This window comes from Peteryoungia wuzhouensis, from assembly GCF_003205195.1.
Lineage (GTDB): Bacteria > Pseudomonadota > Alphaproteobacteria > Rhizobiales > Rhizobiaceae > Allorhizobium > Allorhizobium wuzhouense.
Window position 1 is genome coordinate 480,660 of record NZ_QJRY01000002.1, and the last position, 18,761, is coordinate 499,420.

An 18,761-nucleotide genomic window follows, 5' to 3' on the forward strand; every position below is an offset into this window, starting at 1 on the left:
TGCAGTCCATCCTTCCGAGGCAAAATCAGTCGAATCGCCCCGTTTGTCTTACGTCTGGTCAATAAGAGACGAGCAACGCGGACCCGTCTTCCCCGAATTTGGGTTCTACACCAAGAATTGCGGCGCTTCTGCGAATGATGTCCGCCACCATCGGGGCTGCACTGTTGCCGGCGAGTGCTGCGCCATTGCCCTTGTCGGTCTTCGGCTCATCGATGAAGGTCAGGACGACGTAACGCGGATTGTCGATCGGGAAGGCAGCGAGGAAGGCGTTGAAGTTCTTGTCGCCGACATAGCGACCGTTCACGACCTTGTCGGCGGTACCGGTCTTGCCACCCACATCGAAGCCCTCGACGCGTGCATTTTTGCCGGAACCCTTCACCCCGTTCCATTCGAACAGGAAGCGCATGTCGTCGCTGGTCGAGGGTTTGATCACCTGCTTGGCAACGAGATCCGCCTGTTCGCGTGTCCTCGGAAGGAAGGTCGGCTCGATCAGCTTGCCGCCGTTGACAAGCGCCACACCGGCAACCGCCGTCTGCAGCGGCGTGGTCGAGACGCCATGGCCGAAAGAGATCGTGATCGAATTGATCTTCTTCCATTCGCGCGGTTGCGACGGCATCGCAACTTCCGGCAGCTCCGTCTGCATCTTGGTCAGCAGGCCAAGACGGGTGAGGAACTCCTTATGCGCATCCGTGCCGACAAGGTCGGCCACCTTGGCGGTGCCGATGTTGGACGAATACTGGAAGATTTCCGGCACCGTCAGAATACGGTTCTTGCCGTGAAAGTCCTTGATGGTGAAGCCGCCGATCCGGATCGGATAACGGGCGTCAAAGCTGTCCTTCAGCGACACCTTGCCCGAATCGAGACCCATGGCGATCGTAAACGACTTGAAGGTCGAGCCCATTTCGAACGTGCCGTTCGCCATGCGGCTGAGCCAGCCCTCTTCCGAACCGGCCGGGCTGTTCGGATCGAAATCCGGAAGCGACGCCATCGCCAGCACTTCGCCCGTATGCGCATCAAGGACGACGCCGCCGGCGCCGATCGACTTGAACTTGGCCATGGCTTCGACCAGCACGTCGCGCACGATGTTCTGCACGCGGATGTCGATCGACAGCTTCACAGGTTCGAGCGGCGTGTCGCTGGTCATGCCGAGCGCCCGAAGATCCGCCAGCCCCTGGTTGTCGATGTATTTTTCCATCCCCGTCATGCCGCGGTTGTCGATGTTGACGTAACCGACGATGTGCGAGGCGGTGGAGCCACCGGGATAGAAGCGCCGCTTCTCCGGACGAAAACCGATGCCGGGAATGCCGAGGGCGAGGATCTGGCTCTGCTGCTTCGGCGTCAACTGCCGGCGCAGCCACTGGAAACGGGACTTGGACGAAAGCTTCTTGTATGTCCCCTTGATGTCGAGATCGGTCAGCACCGTCGCCAGACGTTCAACGGCTTCATCTGGGTCGACGATCTTGTGCGGCTCGGCAAACAGCGACACCGTCCGAATGTCGGTCGCGAGAACCTCGCCATTGCGATCGAGAATATCCGGACGAGACGCCATCAACCGGTCTGCCGGCAGGATGCTCGACACAGTCTCGGGCTCGGCCTGGCCGTATTGCACCAGACGTCCACCGATGATGGCATAAACCACACAGAATCCGGCGATCATCAGGCCGACGCGGTTCTTCGCCATGGCCGATTTGCGCTTTGCCGTTCCCTGGATGCGCGGGCCGGAGACAACGGCACCGCCGCGCTGCACATCGGTGGAAAAATGAGCCTGGCTCTTCAGGAGCATGATACGCGACAAAAAGCTCATCAGTCATTCACCGCTTCTGCTGGATTGACCGAACCGGTCGTAATCAGGTCCTTGACCGGATCGGACGCGGCTTTCTTGCCCTCGGCAACTTCCTTTTGCGGCACCTGATCCCTAGGCATCGGCAACTCGACCGGGCGGGCAAGCTGCGTCGGCGCCGTCGGCTGCAACTGCAACTCCGTCGCATAGGTCTTCACCAGGCGATCAAGGCGGTTCGGCTGGGTCAGAAGGGCACGGTCAGCCCGGAGCAGATCAATCGTGTCCTTCTCCAGCTTGATCTCGGCCTCCAGACGGCGGACCTCAGCGGCCTTGTTATCGGTGTCATGCTTGATCTGGTAGGTCACGGCCGCAGCCGCCGCCATGGAACCGATCAGGAGAAAATCGAAGGTTCGCAGCACAATCAGCCTCCAATCTTCTCAAGCGTTGCAAGGTCGGGCAGATCGAAGATCGCCATATCCGGCTTCTCCGGCGGCGCCGTGGTTCGAATGCCGGCGCGCAGCTTGGCTGAGCGGGCACGCGGGTTGAGTTCTGCCTCTTCCTCGCTCGCCGCAACCATGCCCTTGCCCACCGGCTCAAACGTCGCCTTGCGTGCTTCGACCATGGGAAGGTGGCGCGAGCCTGACGCCTTGCCGGCGCGTTCGGAGAAGAACTTCTTGACGATACGGTCTTCAAGCGAATGGAAGGTGACGACGACAAGGCGCCCACCCGGCTTCAACGCCTGCTCCGCCGCAAACAGCGCCCACGCCAGTTCACCCAATTCGTCGTTGACGAAGATGCGCAGCGCCTGGAAGACGCGCGTTGCCGGATGGATCTTGTCCTTGGCCTTGCGCGGATTGACAGTCTCAATCAGGTTCGCGAGATCGCGGGTCGTCTGGAAGGGCTCACTCAGGCGGCGCTTTTCGATTGCGCGCGCGATTCGGCCCGAATGCTTTTCTTCGCCGAGAAAACCGAAGATGCGGATCAGGTCGGACACCTTGGCCCGGTTGACGACATCGGCCGCCGAGACGCCCGACGATGACATGCGCATGTCGAGAGGCCCGTTGCGCTGGAAGGAGAAGCCACGCTCGGCTTCATCGATCTGCATGGAGGAAACGCCGATATCGAGCACGACACCGTCAAGGCCGCCCTCTGGGGCAAAATCGGCCAGAGCCGAGAATTCCGTGTGATTGAGCGTCAGCCGGCCATTGAACTCGTCAACCATCGACTGACCGCCGGCAATCGCATTCGGGTCGCGATCAAGCGCAATGACGTCCGCACCCGCATCGAGGATGGCGCGCGTGTAACCGCCCGCCCCAAAAGTTCCGTCGAGAATGACTTTACCCGCCTGCGGCTCCAGCGCCTTCAGCACGCCATCGAGAAGAACCGGAATGTGGCGAACCGATCCGCCATTGGCATCGGAAAGCCCTTCGCCAAGATTCGCCGCCATTCCGTTTCCCCGTTTTGTCAGGTCCTCAGGCCCCGCAGCCTGACAACCTCTCTGGCTCTCGCCTGAGCGTCCGAAAACGCCTGCGGCTGCCACACCTGAAAATGATCCGACCGACCGACGAAACAGACCTCCGAGGAAATCCCCGTGAAATCCCGAATAAAATCCGTCACCGCCAACCGCCCCTCGGCATCGAGTCGCATAAAGACGCCGCCGCCATGAAGAAGCAGCGACATCTCGTTCGCCTCCAATGCGAAGGGATCCTCGGTCGCCATCCTCTGCTCGTATCGCTCGAGCAAATCGGGACCGCCGATGTTGATCGCCGGATAGACGAAATCCTGGAGACAATAAAGCTCCTGAATGTCGCGCTGCAGCAAAACGGCACGAAAGGCCGCAGGGACGGAAACCCGCCCCTTCGCATCGATCCTGTTTGTCGCATTGGACAGGAAGCGGTTCATAACTGACGACCGACCTCCTCGAAATCGGGAAGCCGGTGATCGACCCCCGCACACACATGACAACACCCGCCGTCGCACCACCCGGAAAAGACCCGCCCGAAACACGGGAGAGACCATGCGATTTCCGTACCTTGGGGGCGAACACGCCCCCCGCAACAGCATGTAAATGGGATACCATGGGACAATATGGGCGTCAATGGGAACGGGTCGGGCTACACCCTTTGCGGGCTTCAAATATTGATAGGCGGTTAAGCTTAACGAATGGTTAGAAACGCCTGTTTTGAGAGGAGATTTAGACCGATGCGGAGCGGCGCTGCGGCGGATACTGCATGAGAGGCCCCACGCAGTTTTCTGGCCGCAGTTTCAGGCGCTTGACCGAAACTTTGGCCGAGCGCCGAGACGACGTCTGGAGACGGAGGAGAATTTTGCCAGTTGGCCTGTAAGCCGGGTTCTGTATGGCCCCGGTTTCCCGGGACGTGGCAGCCATTCATCTGGGACAGCGTTTGCACGCTGCCTCGCGCAACCCACCCGGATGACTGGCCCGGAAACAGGCTGTAGTGGCGCTTGCGCGTCACCCGCGTCATCCCTATTCGGTCTTGCTCCCGGTGGGGTTTACCGTGCCGTCCCTGTCACCAGCGACGCGGTGGGCTCTTACCCCACCCTTTCACCCTTACCTCGCATGCGAGGCGGTTTGCTTTCTGTGGCACTTTCCCTGAGGTCACCCTCGCCGGACGTTATCCGGCACCGTATTTCCGTGGAGCCCGGACTTTCCTCACCTTACCGCCTTTCGGCATTGGTAAAGCGCGGCTGCCCGGCCAACTGGCAAGCGGTCCTTAAACGACGCGCCGCCTGAAAGCCAACGAAAATGACGACAGAAAGGTGACTTGGCCGCTTTTGGTGAATCAGTCTGTGAAGACAGGCTGGAAAACGTCGCCATAGGCGTCGTCGACGATCCTGCCGTGCAGGATCAGCTCGGCACCAAGGCGGCCGATTTCATCCGAACTCTTGGCGGCGGCGCCGCAGCCGCCCGTCAACACGGCAATACGCTCGCTGGCATAGCCAATCGCCGGATAATTCTCGGGCGTAAACGAGGTCACGCAGGCCGCCATGGAGATTGGCGCCTGCGCCAGGCTTGGCACGATCTGCCCGACGATCCGCTGCAAGTGGTTGCGGGTGGTGATGCGTCCACCTCGCCGGAACCAGGCCCGGATCTCTGCCTCGGTTTCCAGCGGCAGGTCGTCCGGGTCACCACCGATCTTCAGATAGGTCTTGCCGTCGGGATAGCGCACCGGAGGCAGAAGGTAGATGTGGTCGGTCGGATCTTCGGGGTGGTGAATGAGCGACGGCATGCCGGCATAGGCCGGGAGATCCGCATCCGGGATTTCGAAAAAGGCGACCGTGCGACCATAGACCTTGAGATCAAGAGCGCGAGGCAGCAGGTTCTCGTTGATGGTAAAGCCGCCAGCCGCGACCAGCACACGCTCCGCCGTATAGACAGCACCGTTATCGGTGGTCACCACGCAGGCTCCCGGCTCCTCGCGGACCGACACCACCGCCTGGCGGATGATCTGTGCCCCGGCCTTCTCGGCGAGCGCGCTCTGTGCCTGCACCAGCCGGCGCGGATTGACGTAGCCGGCATTGCGTTGCTCATGAACGCCTTCGCAGCCATCGCCGAAATCGAAATAGTCGAAACGCTGTCTCAAGTCGGCAGCGGACAGAAGATCCGTCTCCACACCAAGCGCCTCAGCAGCTGAGCACACCCGGCCCACCAGGGGATCGTTCCCTCCCCGCTTCGGTCCGACAATCAGGCAACCGACTTCGTGGTAGAAGGCGATACCGCTCTCCTCGGCAATCGCTCCATAGCGGGCGATCGAGCGATTGGCCATGTGCGCCCAGACCGGGTCCGAATCGATGGTGCGGGTGATACGCGCCTCATCGTAATGGCTGGCAAAGACACCTTCGTGCCGGCCCCAGTCCTTCGGCTCATCCGGACCAATGACCGCTACATTCTCACCGGCAAGAGCGAGATACCGGGCAGAAGCCGCACCCATCATGCCACGACCGACGACAATCGTACTGAAATGCTCAACCATTACATCACCACCTGAAATCGATAGCCGGTGATAACATGGAGCGCATAAGTGTCCACCAAGGCGAGCGACTCGATCACAGCTTTGTCAGTTGCCGATCAGTGCGATGACCTTGCCGCAGTACCGTTTGGAGACGGGATTCATCCGCTTGGCAGCATGTCCTGCATTGTAGCGAAGGATGGTGCCACAGGTCTCCCCGCCGCCCAGTTCATGCGCCATGGACAGATATTTCATACCGTACCGGATATTGGTCTCGGGATCATAGAGCCCCTTGGTCGAGCCGCGATAGCCCATGGCGCGCGCGGTCGCCGGCTTGATCTGCATGAGACCGACTTCGCCGGCGCTGCCCCTGGCCTTCGGATTGAAGTTGCTTTCGATGCGGACCACGGCATGGGCAAGATCGACGGGCACGCCATAGGTCTTGGCGTATTTCGAGATGATTTTGCCGTAAGGGCTTTTGGAGAAGGAGGGCGCCACCGGAAATCCGGCGTCGCGGGTAATCGTCTTCAGCGACCAGACGGAGCGGCCGTCCTTCTCGCCCGCCGATGCGGTCTGCACGTGAGTCAAAAGGATAGCGAGGCATGCCGCAGCAGCAACCAGTCGTCTTGTCATGGGAAAGGTCAGTCTCCGTGGAAAGGTCGAACCGGCGCGCGTCAAAGCGGACGCAATCCATGCGTCGCGAGCCCCTCGTGGGCTCCCCGTTTCAGACCTTCAGTGTTGATGTTTGCGACGGGCGCCGTGTGGAGCCGCCATCGCGTTCAGCCCGGCCTTTAGACCCCGGCAATAAGGAATTCGTGTGGCGTTGCAACATTTCCCGCCGCAGCGCGTTCGGACAAGCCCCTCCTGCGGCGCAAACGGCACCCGGTAATCAGGCGTATCGCGGCAAGGCCGTCAGCAACCGATGAAGGGTCTCGATGGTCGAACTGTCGGCCACGCCGTCAACCTTGGCGGGCCGGAAATGACGCTGGAAGGCAGCGACCACACCCTCGGTCTGCGTGCAGTATTCGCCCGAGATCTCAATGCCATAACCATAAAGCGACAGCATCGATTGCAGCGCTTCGACCGGTTGACCGGCATCGCCACGCTGGAAGAAGCGTCCGCCACCGATCGGCGACGCTGGAACCCAGTGCCCGATGCCCGCCGCAGCCAGTTTTCCCCAAGGGAAATTTTCACCCGGATCAACCTTGCGAATGGGCGCCACATCGGAGTGTGCAAGCACGCGTTCTGCGGGGATCTGGTGGCGTTCGACGCAATCGCGACACAATTCGATCAGTGCTTCGACCTGCCGATCGGGAAACTCCGGCAGTCCGCCGGGATGCCCCGGATTGGCGATCTCGATTCCGATCGAGCGGGAATTGATGTCGGTCTCGCCGCCCCACACACTCTTGCCGGCATGCCAGGCGCGCCGCGCCTCCGGCACCATCTGCACCACGCGGCCGTCCTCATGCACGAGATAATGGCTGGAGACCTGGCTCTCGACATTGCAGAGCCACGCCTGCGCACCTTCGGCAGATGGCATTCCGGTGTAATGCAGAAGGAGAATGTCGGGCCGCTCGACACCGACCCGCTCGCCGTGATTGGGCGATGGGCAAACCTCGGCACCGGCAAAATCCGCGATAAACGACATCATGCCGCCCGGCGCGCCTTTTCGATCGCCGAATAGGCGGCATTGAACTTCGCCATGCGATGATTGGCGACGCTGTGAAACTCGGTCGGGATGCCGCGTGCATGCAACCGGTCAGGGTGATGTTCGGCGGCAAGCGCACGATACTTCTTGCGGATGGTCGCAAAATCGTCCGATGGCTTCACGCCGAGCACGCCGTAGGGATCCCCGTCGACATGGATGTGCCGTTCGGTGATCATCGCGAAACGCTCTTCGGAAATCGAGAAGATCTCGGCGATGCGGGCAAGGAAAGCGAGTTCCTTCTCGTGCACCAGACCGTCGGCCTTGGCGATGTGGAACAGCGCATCGATGATGTCTTCCAAGACCGGGCAGAACTGGTCGCAGGTCCGGCACATATTCGCGAGGTTTTTCGCATAGGTCTCGAAACCGGCCACGTCCTGGCGGGCAAGATTGTAGAGACGCGCCACGTTGCGGGCTTCCTCCGGCGGGAACTCGAAGATCTTGCGAAAGGCTTCGACCTCGGCATTCGAGACGACGCCGTCTGCCTTCGCCATCTTCGCCGACAACGCGATGATGGCCACAGAGAAGGACACACGACGGCGGGTTTCGGGATCGCCTTCGAAGGCGGTGCGCACCGCTTCCACGATGCTCCCGATCACATTGCTGGCCGTCTCACCGATCGCGCCCAGCAAACGGTCCCAAAACGACGATATCTGTTCGCAGGCGAAATCGAAAATCATGACTGAGATTGACCAAATATGGGGGTAAAAAGCAAGGAGATCGGCCCGTTCAACGGGATTAAAGTTTCTTCATGTTGAATTGGTTTTGCTGAAAGCGATAAGTCGCACGGTTGCCCACGCACGCCCGCACGCTTTTCCACAGCTGCAGAAATCCGTCAGATCGGGATTGAAACGATTGAAACCGAAATTCCGCATGGATGCCTATCAAGAAACCGCGAAAGCGCGGAAATCCTTGCATTTTCTGCTTTACACCTTGGCGCGGCTGTCGCATCCATTTGCCACCCGACAGTGTTGATGGCGACGTCCGGGACGTCTGCCCAAGGAGGATCGATGGCCAAGCAGAAAGTCGCGATGTTGACCGCCGGGGGGCTTGCACCCTGTCTCTCCTCCGCCGTCGGCGGTTTGATCGAGCGCTACACCGACATCGCCCCTGAGGTCGAACTGGTCGCCTACAAGTCCGGCTTCCGCGGCCTGCTGATGGATTACAAGATCGAGATCACCAAGGACATGCGCGAGAAGGCCCATGTCCTCCACCGTTATGGCGGCTCCCCGATCGGCAACAGCCGCGTCAAGCTCACCAACACGGCGGACTGCGTGAAGCGTGGCCTGGTGAAGGAAGGCGAGAACCCCTTGCGGGTGGCAGCCGAGCGGCTCGCCGCCGACGGCATCACCATTCTCCATACGATCGGCGGCGACGACACCAACACCACCGCGGCCGACCTCGCCGCCTATCTCGGCGCCAACGGCTACAACCTGACGGTCGTCGGCATGCCCAAGACCGTCGACAACGACGTTTACCCGATCAAGCAGACGCTCGGCGCCTGGACGGCGGCAGAAGTCGGTGCCCGTTTCTTCGACCACGTCTCCAACGAGCAGAGCGCGTCGCCGCGCACGCTTGTGATCCACGAGGTCATGGGACGCCATTGCGGCTGGCTGACCGCCGCGACCGCCCGTGCCTATATGCAGCGCACGAAGCACAACGAATATGTCGACGGCTTCATGATGAATCAGGAGCTGAAGAACATCGACGGCCTCTATCTGCCCGAAACGCATTTCGACATGGAGGGTGAAGCCGCGCGGCTGAAGGACATCATGGACCGCACTGGCTTCGTCACGCTCTTCGTCTCGGAAGGCGCCTGCATGGACGAGATCGTCGCAGAGCGCGAAGCCGCCGGCGAAGAGATCAAGCGCGATGCCTTCGGCCATGTGAAGCTGGACACCATCAATGTCGGCAACTGGTTCCAGAAGCACTTCGCCAAGCTGCTCGATGCCGATCGCTCCATGGTCCAGAAATCAGGCTATTACGCCCGCTCGGCACCGGCCAATTACGACGATCTTCGTCTGATCCAGAGCATGGTCGACCTCGCGGTCGAAAGCGGCCTGAACAAGGTATCCGGCGTCACCGGCCACGACGAAGACCAGGGTGGCCGTCTGCGCACGATCGAGTTCCCGCGCATTCGCGGAGGCAAACCCTTCGACCTCTCGACACCATGGTTCAAGGAAGTGATGGACTATCTCGGCCAGAAGTATCGTCCGATCAATTGACCTGGGCTCAGAAAACTGGCTTCCTCTAGAATGAGGAGTGAATGCCATGTCCGATGCAAGCTGGATTGTTTTCGCCGTCGCCTCTGCGGCGCTGTTGGCCGTGCCCGGCCGGTCGGCGCTGCTGGTCATGGCCTATGCTCTGGGACACGGCAAGAAGACGGCTTTCGCCACGGTGACCGGCGTCACCCTGGGCAACATGATGTCGATCGCAGTGGCGCTCTCGGCGCTCTGGTTGCTTCTGCAGATGCCGCCCGCCACCTATGAATATGCCGCATGGTTCGGCAGCGCCTATATCGTCTATGTCGCCATCCGGACCTGGCGCGCGCCGGTGGCCGGTGGCCTGATTGCAGACAACGACAATCTGCCGGAAGAAAAGCCGCTGCGAGTCATCGCCCATTGCTGCAGCGAAACGGTGCGCAACACCCGCAACACGCTGTTTCTTGTCGTATTGCTGCCGCAATTCATGACCGCCGGCCAAGTCCTGTGGCCGCAAGCCTGGGAATTTGCCGCGACCTTCACGGCACTCTCGGTCGCGACCTCGCTGGCCTATGCGCTTGCGGCCGCCAAGATACGGGAAATCCTCAGGAAACACCCCAAGCGTCGGGGCATTACGCGCGCCAGCGGTACCCTGTTGATCTCCGCCGGCACGGTCACTGCGGGCTACCGGAAGATCGCGGCATGAGCCTCTGCGGAGGTCATCTCGACCGTAAGCTTGCCGCAATGCTGGGCATAGATTAAGAAACGGAAATCTGATCGGCGGTGATTTGGCCAGCTGATCGCCTGCTTCTTGTAGACGGATATTGGCATGATCGTCAGAAAAGACCGCGGAATCGCATTGTGCTTGGCAGTTTCCGTACTGTCCGGACTCGGCGGATGCACCGCGATCGATGAAAGCGTGAAGGCGGATGTGAAGACGGCGCCGGTGGCGAATCCGAACTCCCCAGAAATGCTTGCCGCAAAGGCTGCTGAAGCGGCAACGAGTGGTCAGCCACAGGCCGCGGGCCAGGCCCCGATGACCCAGGCAGAACTGGCAGCCGCCAACCCCGGCCCCGCGCCGATCATCCCCGGTACAGAGACGGCGGCCCCTATCCCGGCCCTGAAGGAATCCGCACTATCGGCCACGGCGCCGCAAACTGCGGCAACCCAGGCTCTGGCCATGGTAACCACGCCGCCAGGCATTCCCGCCCCGGAGACGCTGACAGCTGCGGCGGCACCAATCCAGGCAACAGTCGCTCCGCCCGGAAGCACCCCCGCCGTGGCGCAACCCGGCGCGACGGCAAGCACAGCCTCCCCTGCCCCCGTCGTGCTCGCCTATGCGGCACCTTTGCGCAGAACGGCCCTGACCAGCTTTGGCGACCCCTTTGACATTACCCCCCCCGGTGAGCCTGAAGATCTGAAGCCGACACCCGAGACGGTCGGTCCGACACGTCTCAACGCGCTGATCAAGAAATATTCGAAGATTTACGAGATCCCTGAGGAGCTCGTGCATCGGGTCGTGCGTCGCGAAAGCCGCTACAATCCCTCCGCCTACAGCAAGGGCAATTACGGCCTGATGCAGATCCGCTACAACACGGCCAAGGCCATGGGTTACGATGGCCCGGCGGAAGGCCTGTTCGATGCGGAAACCAATATCAAATATGCCGTCAAATACCTGAAGGGCGCCTGGCTCGTGGCCGACACCGATCACGACAATGCCGTTCGCCTTTACGCCCGTGGCTATTATTATGACGCCAAGCGTCGCGGTCTGCTGCACCTGACGCAGTAACCTCGACACGTTTATCGCAAGGCCTCGCGAACCGCAGCCAACAGTCGCTGCGGCCGATAGCCCCCACGGCTCGGCGTCAGGCCCATGCGGACCACCACGAGATTTTCGGAAGGGATGACGGCGACGGATTGCCCGTCATGGCCGAGCATCCACAACACCTCCGTATCGAGGCCGAAACGCGTATCCGCATCGTCGCCGGGTCCTTGCCGCCATGCCTGTGCGCGACCATACGCGCCGTCTGAGGCGGACGTCCGCGTCATCATGCGGGCGATGAACTCTGCGGGCACCACGGCTTGTCCCTCCCATAAGCCACCCTGGGCTAGCAGAAGCCCGAAGCGGGCCCAATCCCGCGCCGTCGCATAAAGATAGGAACTTCCGACCAGTGTTCCCCGGGCATCCGCCTCCAGAACGGCGCTGCGCATTCCGATCGGGTCGAACAGGGCCTTCCGGGGATAGGCGAGTGCAGCTTTCTGGTCGGAAAACTGCGACATCCACCACCGCGCGATCAAGACGCTCTCGCCCGAGGAGTAGTTGAAACGCGTGCCATGTTCCGCGGTCGCGGGCAGAGAACGCATATAAGCCGCCATATCCGGCTGCAGGTAGAGCATGCGCGTGACGTCGGCAACGTCGCCGTAGTCTTCATTGAACTCGAGCCCGCTCTGCATGGCCAAGAGGTCCGACAATCGGATACGCGCACGATCGTCGCCGGCCCAGTCGGAAAACAGGTGGTCGGTGTCAAGGTCGATGTTTTGCTCCGCAGCCACCTTGGCGGCCAGCACGCCATTGACGCTTTTGGTCATGGACCAGCCGAGAAGCGGGGTCTGCGCGTTGAAACCGGCGCCGTAGCTCTCGCCGACAATCCGTCTGTCCTTCACGACGACGACGGCGCGGTAAGAGGGGCCGAGGAGCGCCTGATCCTGCAGGATGGCGGCCAGACGCCTGTCTGCAGCCTCCACCCGCTCCCCCTGGGGCCAAGACATGGTGTCAACGGCTGGCTCGGCTTCCGAGACCGGCGCGAAAATCGCCTGTGCGGCCACGATATCGCCGTCCGGCACCGATGCACAACCCAGGCCTTCGCGATAGACGGCAACGGATGGCGCAATCACGCCGGCCAGCCGCGCCTCGACCAATCGCCTGTCCATGTCGACGTCGATGCCGACCAGTTTCAGCAGGGGATGCCCCGGCGCCTGGACATCGTCTGCCAGCACATCGTCCGCATCGCGTCCGGCCAGGAAGACGTTGGAGCAGACGATCTTCGCGGCATATCCCGTCCCCACGCGCAGCAGGTCGGGTGGCGCCAGCCACAGCCAGGCGAACACGCCGATCAGCAAGACGGCAAACAGCGCGCCAAGGGCGGCTACGAGTTTCGACAGGAGACGCATGTTTTCCTCCGCAGTTGGCGGCCATGCAATCAGGAAATCATGACGGGAGAAAGAGCGTGAACAACGATGCCCACATCTGTACACGCGGAAAGAACGGCGAGTGCAATATCCGGAGGCCCCGGTCTTCGGCGCACGAATCAGCGAGACGGCGCCTGAGCCGGCCAGGAGGCCTCTGACTGACTATCAGGCCTTGGGCAGCCGTCTGGGCGCCCCTTTCAAGACAATGATGCGCCGCCCCGGCCCGTTCCTGCCCCACGTCATCAAACTGTAGCACCGGGCCGCTACACGCCAGCAACCCTCAAGTGAAGGCGGATCGACATGACAGAGATTGCACCGGATGCCGGGTTTCACCAGAACAAGAAGCTGAAGGATGCGCTGCTTCAGCACGCCCCTCTCTCGGCCGCAGGCCTCTCGGAGCGGCTGTTCGGGCTGCTTTTCTCGGGCCTCGTCTACGCGCAGATCTGGGAAGATCCGGAAGTCGACATGGAGGCTATGGCACTCTCCGAGAACCATCGCATCGTCACCATCGGGTCCGGGGGATGCAACATGCTGGCTTATCTGAGCCGCCGCCCTGCCTCCATCGATGTGGTCGACCTCAACCCCAACCACGTCGCCCTCAACCGTCTCAAGCTGACCGCCTTCCGCCACCTGCCGGATCACGCCGCCGTCCTCAGCTTCCTCGGCACTGCAGGCGACCGCGGTAATCTGGCGCTCTTCGACCGCCACATCGCGCCGCATCTTGATGAAACCTCGCACCGCTACTGGCAGCAGCGCGGTCTCACCGGGCGCCGGCGCGTCAGCGTTTTCACCCGCAATATCTACCGCACAGGCCTGCTCGGCCGTTTCATCACCATCGGCCACCTCCTCGCCCGCGCCCATGGTGTGAGGCTCGAAGAAATGGTCGAGACGAAGTCGCTGCGTGAACAGCGCCACGTCTTCGATACACGCATCGCACCGCTCTTCGACCGCCCCTTCGTCCGCTGGTTGACCGCACGCAAGAGCTCGCTTTTTGGCCTCGGCATCCCACCGCAGCAATATGACGAGCTTGCTGGCCTGTCCGAGGAAGGCACGATCGCGCCGATCCTGCGCCACCGGCTGGAGAAACTCGCCTGCTATTTCCCGCTGAAGGACAATCCCTTCGCCTGGCAGGCCTTCGCCCGCCGCTATCCGCGGCCCGAAGAGGGCCGGATGCCCACCTATCTGCAGCCGCAGCATCACGAAGCCATCCGCGACTGCGCGGACCGGGTCACGGTCCACCATGCCGGCTTTACCGAGCTTCTGATGGCAAAGCCGGCTGGGACTGTCGACCGTTTCGTCCTGCTCGACGCCCAGGACTGGATGACCCCGCGCCAGCTGAACGAACTGTGGACCGAGATCACCCGCACCGCAGCCCCCGGCGCGCGGGTCATTTTCCGCACGGCAGCCGAAGTCAGCGTGCTCAACGGAAAGCTCTCCGACAGCCTGCTGGAACAGTGGTCCTATCTGGCGGATCAGTCTGCGGCCCTCGACAAGCGCGACCGCTCGGCCATCTATGGCGGCTTCCACATCTACGAGAAGCGCCCTGCATGAGCGCCGACCAGAGCACGGCCCTCGATCAGCCCGGCCATGCCGAACGCATGGACGCGATGTACCGTTATCAGCGGCACATCTATGACCTGACCCGCAAATATTACCTTGTTGGCCGCGACCGGATGATCGCCGGTCTCGATATGCCCAAGGGAGGCACTCTGCTTGAAATCGGCTGCGGCACGGGCCGCAACCTGCTCCTGGCCCGCCGCCACTATCCCACAGCGCTTCTGCACGGCCTCGACATCTCGGCGGAAATGCTCGTCTCTGCCAAGCACAATTTCCGCAAGGAGAGCGATCAACCGCTGCTCCGCGTCACAGATGCCACCCGCTTTTCTCCCGAAGACTTCGGCACGAGTGGCTTCGACCGGGTGATGATCTCCTACGCCCTGTCGATGATCCCGGACTGGCAGGCCGCAATCGATCGCGCAATCGCCGCACTTACTCCGTCAGGCTCTCTGCACATCGTCGATTTCGGCCAGCAGGAACGCCTTCCCCGCCTGGCACAACTGGGCCTTCAAGCCTGGCTCGCACGCTTCCACGTCACCCCGCGGGCCGACCTGCGGGACGTGCTGGAGGACAGGGCCGCCGAAACCGGAACCCGGCTGACCTTCGAGCCTCTGTGGCGCGGCTATGCCTGGCACGCCGTGCTCTCACGGTAAGACAAGCCCCGTCAGCGAAATCGCTGCTTCAGACGGATTGCATGTAACCCCGTTTTAACCATGATGGGTGGACAAGGAGTCTCGACGCATCGGACCGCACGCACCGTCTGTCCGGGCACAGGATTCAATCTGACCCATGGATATCAGATGCGGTGGCTTTCGACGGCATTTCTGCCCCTCTGCCTGTTCTTTGCCGGCTGCACATCGGGCAGTTATGACCTGATGGAGACGGCCTCCGTCTCGCCGCGTTTCCACGACACAGATCCGCAGGATTTTGGCGGCAAGACACCGCACCGCCATCAGGTGCACGGCATCGACGTGTCCAAGTGGAACGGCGACGTCGACTGGCGGCAGGTGAAGCGCTCCGGCGTCTCCTTCGTCTTCATCAAGGCGACGGAAGGAGGCGACCGTCTCGACCCGCGCTTCAACGAATACTGGCAGGGCGCCCGCGCGGCCGGCCTCGCTTACGCGCCCTACCATTTCTACTATTTCTGCTCGACCGCAGACCAACAGGCCGACTGGTTCATCGCCAACGTCCCGCGTGAGGCGATCCAGCTGCCGCCGGTGCTTGATGCCGAATGGAACCCCTCCTCCAAGACCTGCCGCACGCGGCCGGATGCAGCGACGGTGCGCAGCGAGATGAAGCGCTTCATGGACCGGCTTGAGGCCTATTATGGCAAGCGGCCGATCATCTATACGTCGGTCGATTTCCATCGCGACAATCTGACCGGCGCTTTCGACGACTATCACTTCTGGGTCCGCGCCGTCGCCCAGCATCCGAGCGAGATCTATTCCGAGCGCCGCTGGGCCTTCTGGCAATACACGTCCACAGGCGTGATCCCCGGCATCAAGGGCGATACCGACATCAACGTCTTTGCCGGAACGCAGAAGAACTGGCACAATTGGGTCGCCGCCGTCTCGAAATGATAAACCGGCCTGCCGATACATGACGCAAAGGCAGGCAGAGAGCTACGTTTGCTGCGGAAACGCCACAGAACCGTCGTCATGTCCGGCCAGTGTTGCCGCGACCTCCCCAAGGCATATTCAAAGGACCGATTGATGAAGCTCGCCCCCCGCCTCAGCCTCCCCCTCGTCATGTTGCTCGCCTCGACCAGCCTCTCTTTCGCCCAGCAATGCGGCGGCGACCTCGGCGCTTTCCTTGACGGCGTTCGCCAGGAATCGCTCGCAGCCGGCACCCCGGCGGACGTCGTGGAGAAAGCGCTCGCCGGTGCGCAGATCAACGAAAAGGTGCTGTCACGCGACCGCTCTCAGGGTGTTTTCCGTCAGACCTTCCTTGAATTTTCCCAGCGCACGGTCTCTCAGGCCCGCCTCGATATCGGCCGACAGAAGCTGAAGCAGTTTGCCGACACCTTCGCCCGCGCCGAACAGGAATACGGCGTCCCCTCTGGCGTCATCACCGCGTTCTGGGCGATGGAAACCGATTTCGGCGCCGTTCAGGGCGACTTCAACACGCGTGATGCGCTGGTCACTCTCTCGCATGACTGCCGTCGCCCGGAACTCTTCCGTCCCCAGCTTCTGGCGCTGATCAAGATGGTCCAGCATGCCGACCTCGACCCCGCAACCAATACCGGCGCCTGGGCCGGTGAAATCGGCCAGGTCCAGATGCTGCCCAAGGACATCATCGAGTTCGGAGTCGATGGCGATGGCGACGGGCATATCAACGTCAAGACGAGCAGCCCGGATGCCATCCTGACGGCCGCGAAGTTCATCCAGCATCTCGGCTTCAAACGAGGCGAACCCTGGATCCAGGAAGTCACCATTCCGGACAACCTGCCCTTCGACAAATCAGGCCTCGGCGGAACCATGACGGCAGCGGACTGGTTCAAGCTGGGCGTCGTGCCGCGGGACGGAGACACCGCTTTTGCCGCCCTGCCCGCTTCGCTCGTCCTGCCGCAAGGCCGCAAGGGCCCGGCCTTCATCACCTACCCCAATTTCAACATCTACCTCGAATGGAACCAGTCCTTCATCTACACGACCTCGGCGGCCTATTTTGCCACCCGTCTCTCCGGCGCTCCGCCCTATCAGAAGGGCAATCCGGAGCCAGGCCTCAGCGTCGACGAGATGAAGGTTCTCCAGACCAAGCTTCAGGGTCTTGGCTATGACGTCGGAAAGATCGACGGCATTCTCGGCTCGGGCACGCGCGTCGCCATCCAGAAGGAACAGCAACGCCTCGGCCTGCCGGCCGATGGATGGGCAACGTCAGCACTCTTGAACGCCCTCTGAACGCATCAGCGCCGAGCGCTCCTATGTTATGCCGGCCGGGGCTGTTGCCCCGGCCTTTTTTTTGCAGTGCGAATGGTTCCGTCGGCGGAACCTTCAGAAGAAGAACCGCCGGAATTGCGACATCGAGATCGCCGGTTCACGCCATGAAACGGTGCCAAACCTCACCGTAATTAACCTCCATTAATATTTGGGGAGAGGTCCGGAACTCCCTGATATCTGGAGTGTTTTACAAACAGCCATGACCTTATCCACCGATCTATGCGGCAGCGCAGCACAGATTCCGCTTTTCGCTGACACAAATCGGACATAATATCTAACGGTCAACGCAAGGAGGCACACAATGGGACTGACCAATTCGCTTAATGTCCTGATCGTCGGTGCGGCGTTTGTTTTCATAGCCACGATGCTGTTCATCTGATCACAGATCAGGCGAACCACCCGCCATGAGACGGCCGGCTGAGGCCTCTCCAGCAGAAATGCTTCAACCATTCAAAAAAGGCGCGTGACAGGAACCGTCACGCGCCTTTCTCTTTGGCCTCAAGCACACTCTCTTCAGGCAGCAGCGCCCGACAGACTGCTCGACCGTGCGCCCAAACCCAGGCGTGTCAGCGTTGCGACCGTGAGCGGGGCGCGGTTCATGGTGTAAAGATGGAATTCCGCAATGCCGCGCTTGGCAAGGTCGACGATCTGCTCGGCCGCGATATCGGCCGCAACCTCGGCCCGTGCCTGCGCGTCGCCCTCAGTGCCTTCGAAACGTCGATCCAGACGCTCCGGCACGCTTGCGCCGCACATCGAGGCAAAACGCTTGAGTTGGCTCAGGTTCTGGATCGGCATGATGCCGGGTACGATCGGAATGGTGATGCCGGCCGCGCGCACGCGGTTCAGATAGCGTTCGAACGTGTCATTGTCGAAGAAGAACTGGGTCAGCGCCCGCGTCGCCCCGGCATCGACCTTGCGCTTCAGCATCTCGATATCGGCCGTCTCGTCCTGGCTCTCCGGATGTTTTTCCGGATAGGCTGACACGGAAACCTCGAAATCGCCCATCTCGCGCAGACCGCGCACGAGGTCGGCCGCATTTTCGAAGCCCCCCGGATGCGGCTCATACCGCGTACCGACGCCTCCCTGCGGATCACCGCGCAGAGCCACGAAATGGCGCACGCCGAGCGCCTTGAACTCGTCCACCACCAGGCGAACCTCCTCGCGGGTTGCCGCGACGCAGGTGAGATGCGCGGCCGTCGCAAGCGGCGTCTGGGCGATCAGACGGCCGACCGTCGAGAGCGTCGGTTCCCGTGTTGTACCGCCGGCGCCATAGGTCACCGAAACGAAGTCCGGCTGGAAAGGCTGAAGCGCCTCAACGGTCTGCCAGAGCTGGTCGGCCATATCAGGCGACTTCGGCGGAAAGAACTCGAAGGATACCTTCAACTTGGAAGGCTGGCTGGTGGCGCGTTCGTTCTGGGCCAT

General features: G+C 61.6%; 17 protein-coding genes and 1 other RNA gene. 7 read left to right on the forward strand and 11 right to left on the reverse strand.

Annotated features, from left to right (window positions below; genetic code table 11):
* Nucleotides 1–58 precede the first annotated feature (58 nt).
* The 9 genes from DMY87_RS08170 to DMY87_RS08210 all read right to left on the reverse strand — a co-directional run bounded on the left by DMY87_RS08170 (nt 59) and on the right by DMY87_RS08210 (nt 8,136).
* Complete coding sequence (locus DMY87_RS08170; protein ID WP_110790787.1) at nt 59–1,804, reverse strand: peptidoglycan D,D-transpeptidase FtsI family protein; 1,746 nt, start codon at nt 1,802–1,804, stop codon at nt 59–61.
* On the reverse strand, nt 1,804–2,199 hold the full coding sequence (gene ftsL / locus DMY87_RS08175; RefSeq protein WP_110790788.1) for a cell division protein FtsL: 396 nt from the start codon (nt 2,197–2,199) through the stop codon (nt 1,804–1,806). The genes DMY87_RS08170 and ftsL overlap by 1 nt, the downstream gene beginning before the upstream one ends.
* A 2-nt stretch (nt 2,200–2,201) precedes the next feature.
* Entirely contained in the window at nt 2,202–3,227 is a 1,026-nt protein-coding gene (gene rsmH, locus DMY87_RS08180) for a 16S rRNA (cytosine(1402)-N(4))-methyltransferase RsmH (RefSeq protein ID WP_110790789.1), read from the reverse strand.
* 17 nt (nt 3,228–3,244) lie between these two features.
* Nucleotides 3,245–3,682 (reverse strand): division/cell wall cluster transcriptional repressor MraZ, encoded by a 438-nt coding sequence (gene mraZ, locus DMY87_RS08185; protein ID WP_110790790.1) that lies wholly within the window; start codon nt 3,680–3,682, stop codon nt 3,245–3,247.
* Between the two features lie 424 nt (nt 3,683–4,106).
* Nucleotides 4,107–4,505, reverse strand: an RNA gene (gene rnpB / locus DMY87_RS08190) — RNase P RNA component class A.
* 79 nt (nt 4,506–4,584) lie between these two features.
* Nucleotides 4,585–5,775 carry an NAD(P)/FAD-dependent oxidoreductase gene (locus tag DMY87_RS08195; RefSeq protein WP_110790791.1) on the reverse strand — a complete coding sequence of 397 codons (1,191 nt, stop codon included), beginning with the start codon at nt 5,773–5,775 and terminating at the stop codon, nt 4,585–4,587.
* 84 nt (nt 5,776–5,859) lie between these two features.
* Complete coding sequence (locus tag DMY87_RS08200) at nt 5,860–6,384, reverse strand: lytic transglycosylase domain-containing protein (RefSeq protein ID WP_110790792.1); 525 nt, start codon at nt 6,382–6,384, stop codon at nt 5,860–5,862.
* Nucleotides 6,385–6,640: 256 nt separating this feature from the next.
* Entirely contained in the window at nt 6,641–7,402 is a 762-nt protein-coding gene (locus DMY87_RS08205) for an N-acetylmuramoyl-L-alanine amidase (RefSeq protein WP_110790793.1), read from the reverse strand.
* Nucleotides 7,399–8,136, reverse strand: coding sequence for a J domain-containing protein (locus DMY87_RS08210; protein ID WP_110790794.1), 738 nt, complete (start codon nt 8,134–8,136; stop codon nt 7,399–7,401). The genes DMY87_RS08205 and DMY87_RS08210 overlap by 4 nt, the downstream gene beginning before the upstream one ends.
* Before the next feature lie 330 nt (nt 8,137–8,466).
* Here DMY87_RS08210 and DMY87_RS08215 point away from each other — a divergent pair, with 330 nt between their 5' ends.
* The 3 genes from DMY87_RS08215 (at nt 8,467) to DMY87_RS08225 (ending at nt 11,446) form a co-directional block, all read left to right on the forward strand.
* On the forward strand, nt 8,467–9,681 hold the full coding sequence (locus tag DMY87_RS08215) for a pyrophosphate--fructose-6-phosphate 1-phosphotransferase (RefSeq protein ID WP_110790795.1): 1,215 nt from the start codon (nt 8,467–8,469) through the stop codon (nt 9,679–9,681).
* A gap of 46 nt (nt 9,682–9,727) precedes the next feature.
* Nucleotides 9,728–10,363, forward strand: a complete 636-nt coding sequence (locus DMY87_RS08220; RefSeq protein ID WP_110790796.1) for a LysE family translocator — start codon at nt 9,728–9,730, stop codon at nt 10,361–10,363.
* 123 nt (nt 10,364–10,486) lie between these two features.
* Nucleotides 10,487–11,446: a lytic transglycosylase domain-containing protein gene (locus tag DMY87_RS08225; protein ID WP_110790797.1), complete on the forward strand. Its 960-nt coding sequence runs from the start codon at nt 10,487–10,489 to the stop codon at nt 11,444–11,446.
* 11 nt (nt 11,447–11,457) lie between these two features.
* Here DMY87_RS08225 and DMY87_RS08230 read toward each other — a convergent pair whose 3' ends face one another.
* Complete coding sequence (locus DMY87_RS08230) at nt 11,458–12,828, reverse strand: serine hydrolase domain-containing protein (protein WP_110790798.1); 1,371 nt, start codon at nt 12,826–12,828, stop codon at nt 11,458–11,460.
* A 318-nt stretch (nt 12,829–13,146) separates the two neighbouring features.
* Here DMY87_RS08230 and DMY87_RS08235 point away from each other — a divergent pair, with 318 nt between their 5' ends.
* The 4 genes from DMY87_RS08235 to DMY87_RS08250 all read left to right on the forward strand — a co-directional run bounded on the left by DMY87_RS08235 (nt 13,147) and on the right by DMY87_RS08250 (nt 17,300).
* Nucleotides 13,147–14,397, forward strand: coding sequence for a BtaA family protein (locus DMY87_RS08235; RefSeq protein ID WP_110790799.1), 1,251 nt, complete (start codon nt 13,147–13,149; stop codon nt 14,395–14,397).
* A complete protein-coding gene (locus tag DMY87_RS08240) occupies nt 14,394–15,056 on the forward strand; it encodes a class I SAM-dependent methyltransferase (RefSeq protein WP_110790800.1) in 663 nt (220 codons plus the stop codon). The genes DMY87_RS08235 and DMY87_RS08240 overlap by 4 nt, the downstream gene beginning before the upstream one ends.
* A gap of 147 nt (nt 15,057–15,203) precedes the next feature.
* Complete coding sequence (locus DMY87_RS08245) at nt 15,204–15,983, forward strand: glycoside hydrolase family 25 protein (RefSeq protein WP_110790801.1); 780 nt, start codon at nt 15,204–15,206, stop codon at nt 15,981–15,983.
* Between the two features lie 168 nt (nt 15,984–16,151).
* Entirely contained in the window at nt 16,152–17,300 is a 1,149-nt protein-coding gene (locus DMY87_RS08250; protein WP_245408865.1) for a lytic murein transglycosylase, read from the forward strand.
* Nucleotides 17,301–17,852: 552 nt separating this feature from the next.
* Here the strand turns inward: DMY87_RS08250 and metF are convergent.
* The gene (gene metF, locus DMY87_RS08255) at nt 17,853–18,761 is read right to left on the reverse strand and encodes a methylenetetrahydrofolate reductase [NAD(P)H] (RefSeq protein WP_110790803.1); all 909 of its coding nucleotides are present in this window, start codon (nt 18,759–18,761) and stop codon (nt 17,853–17,855) included.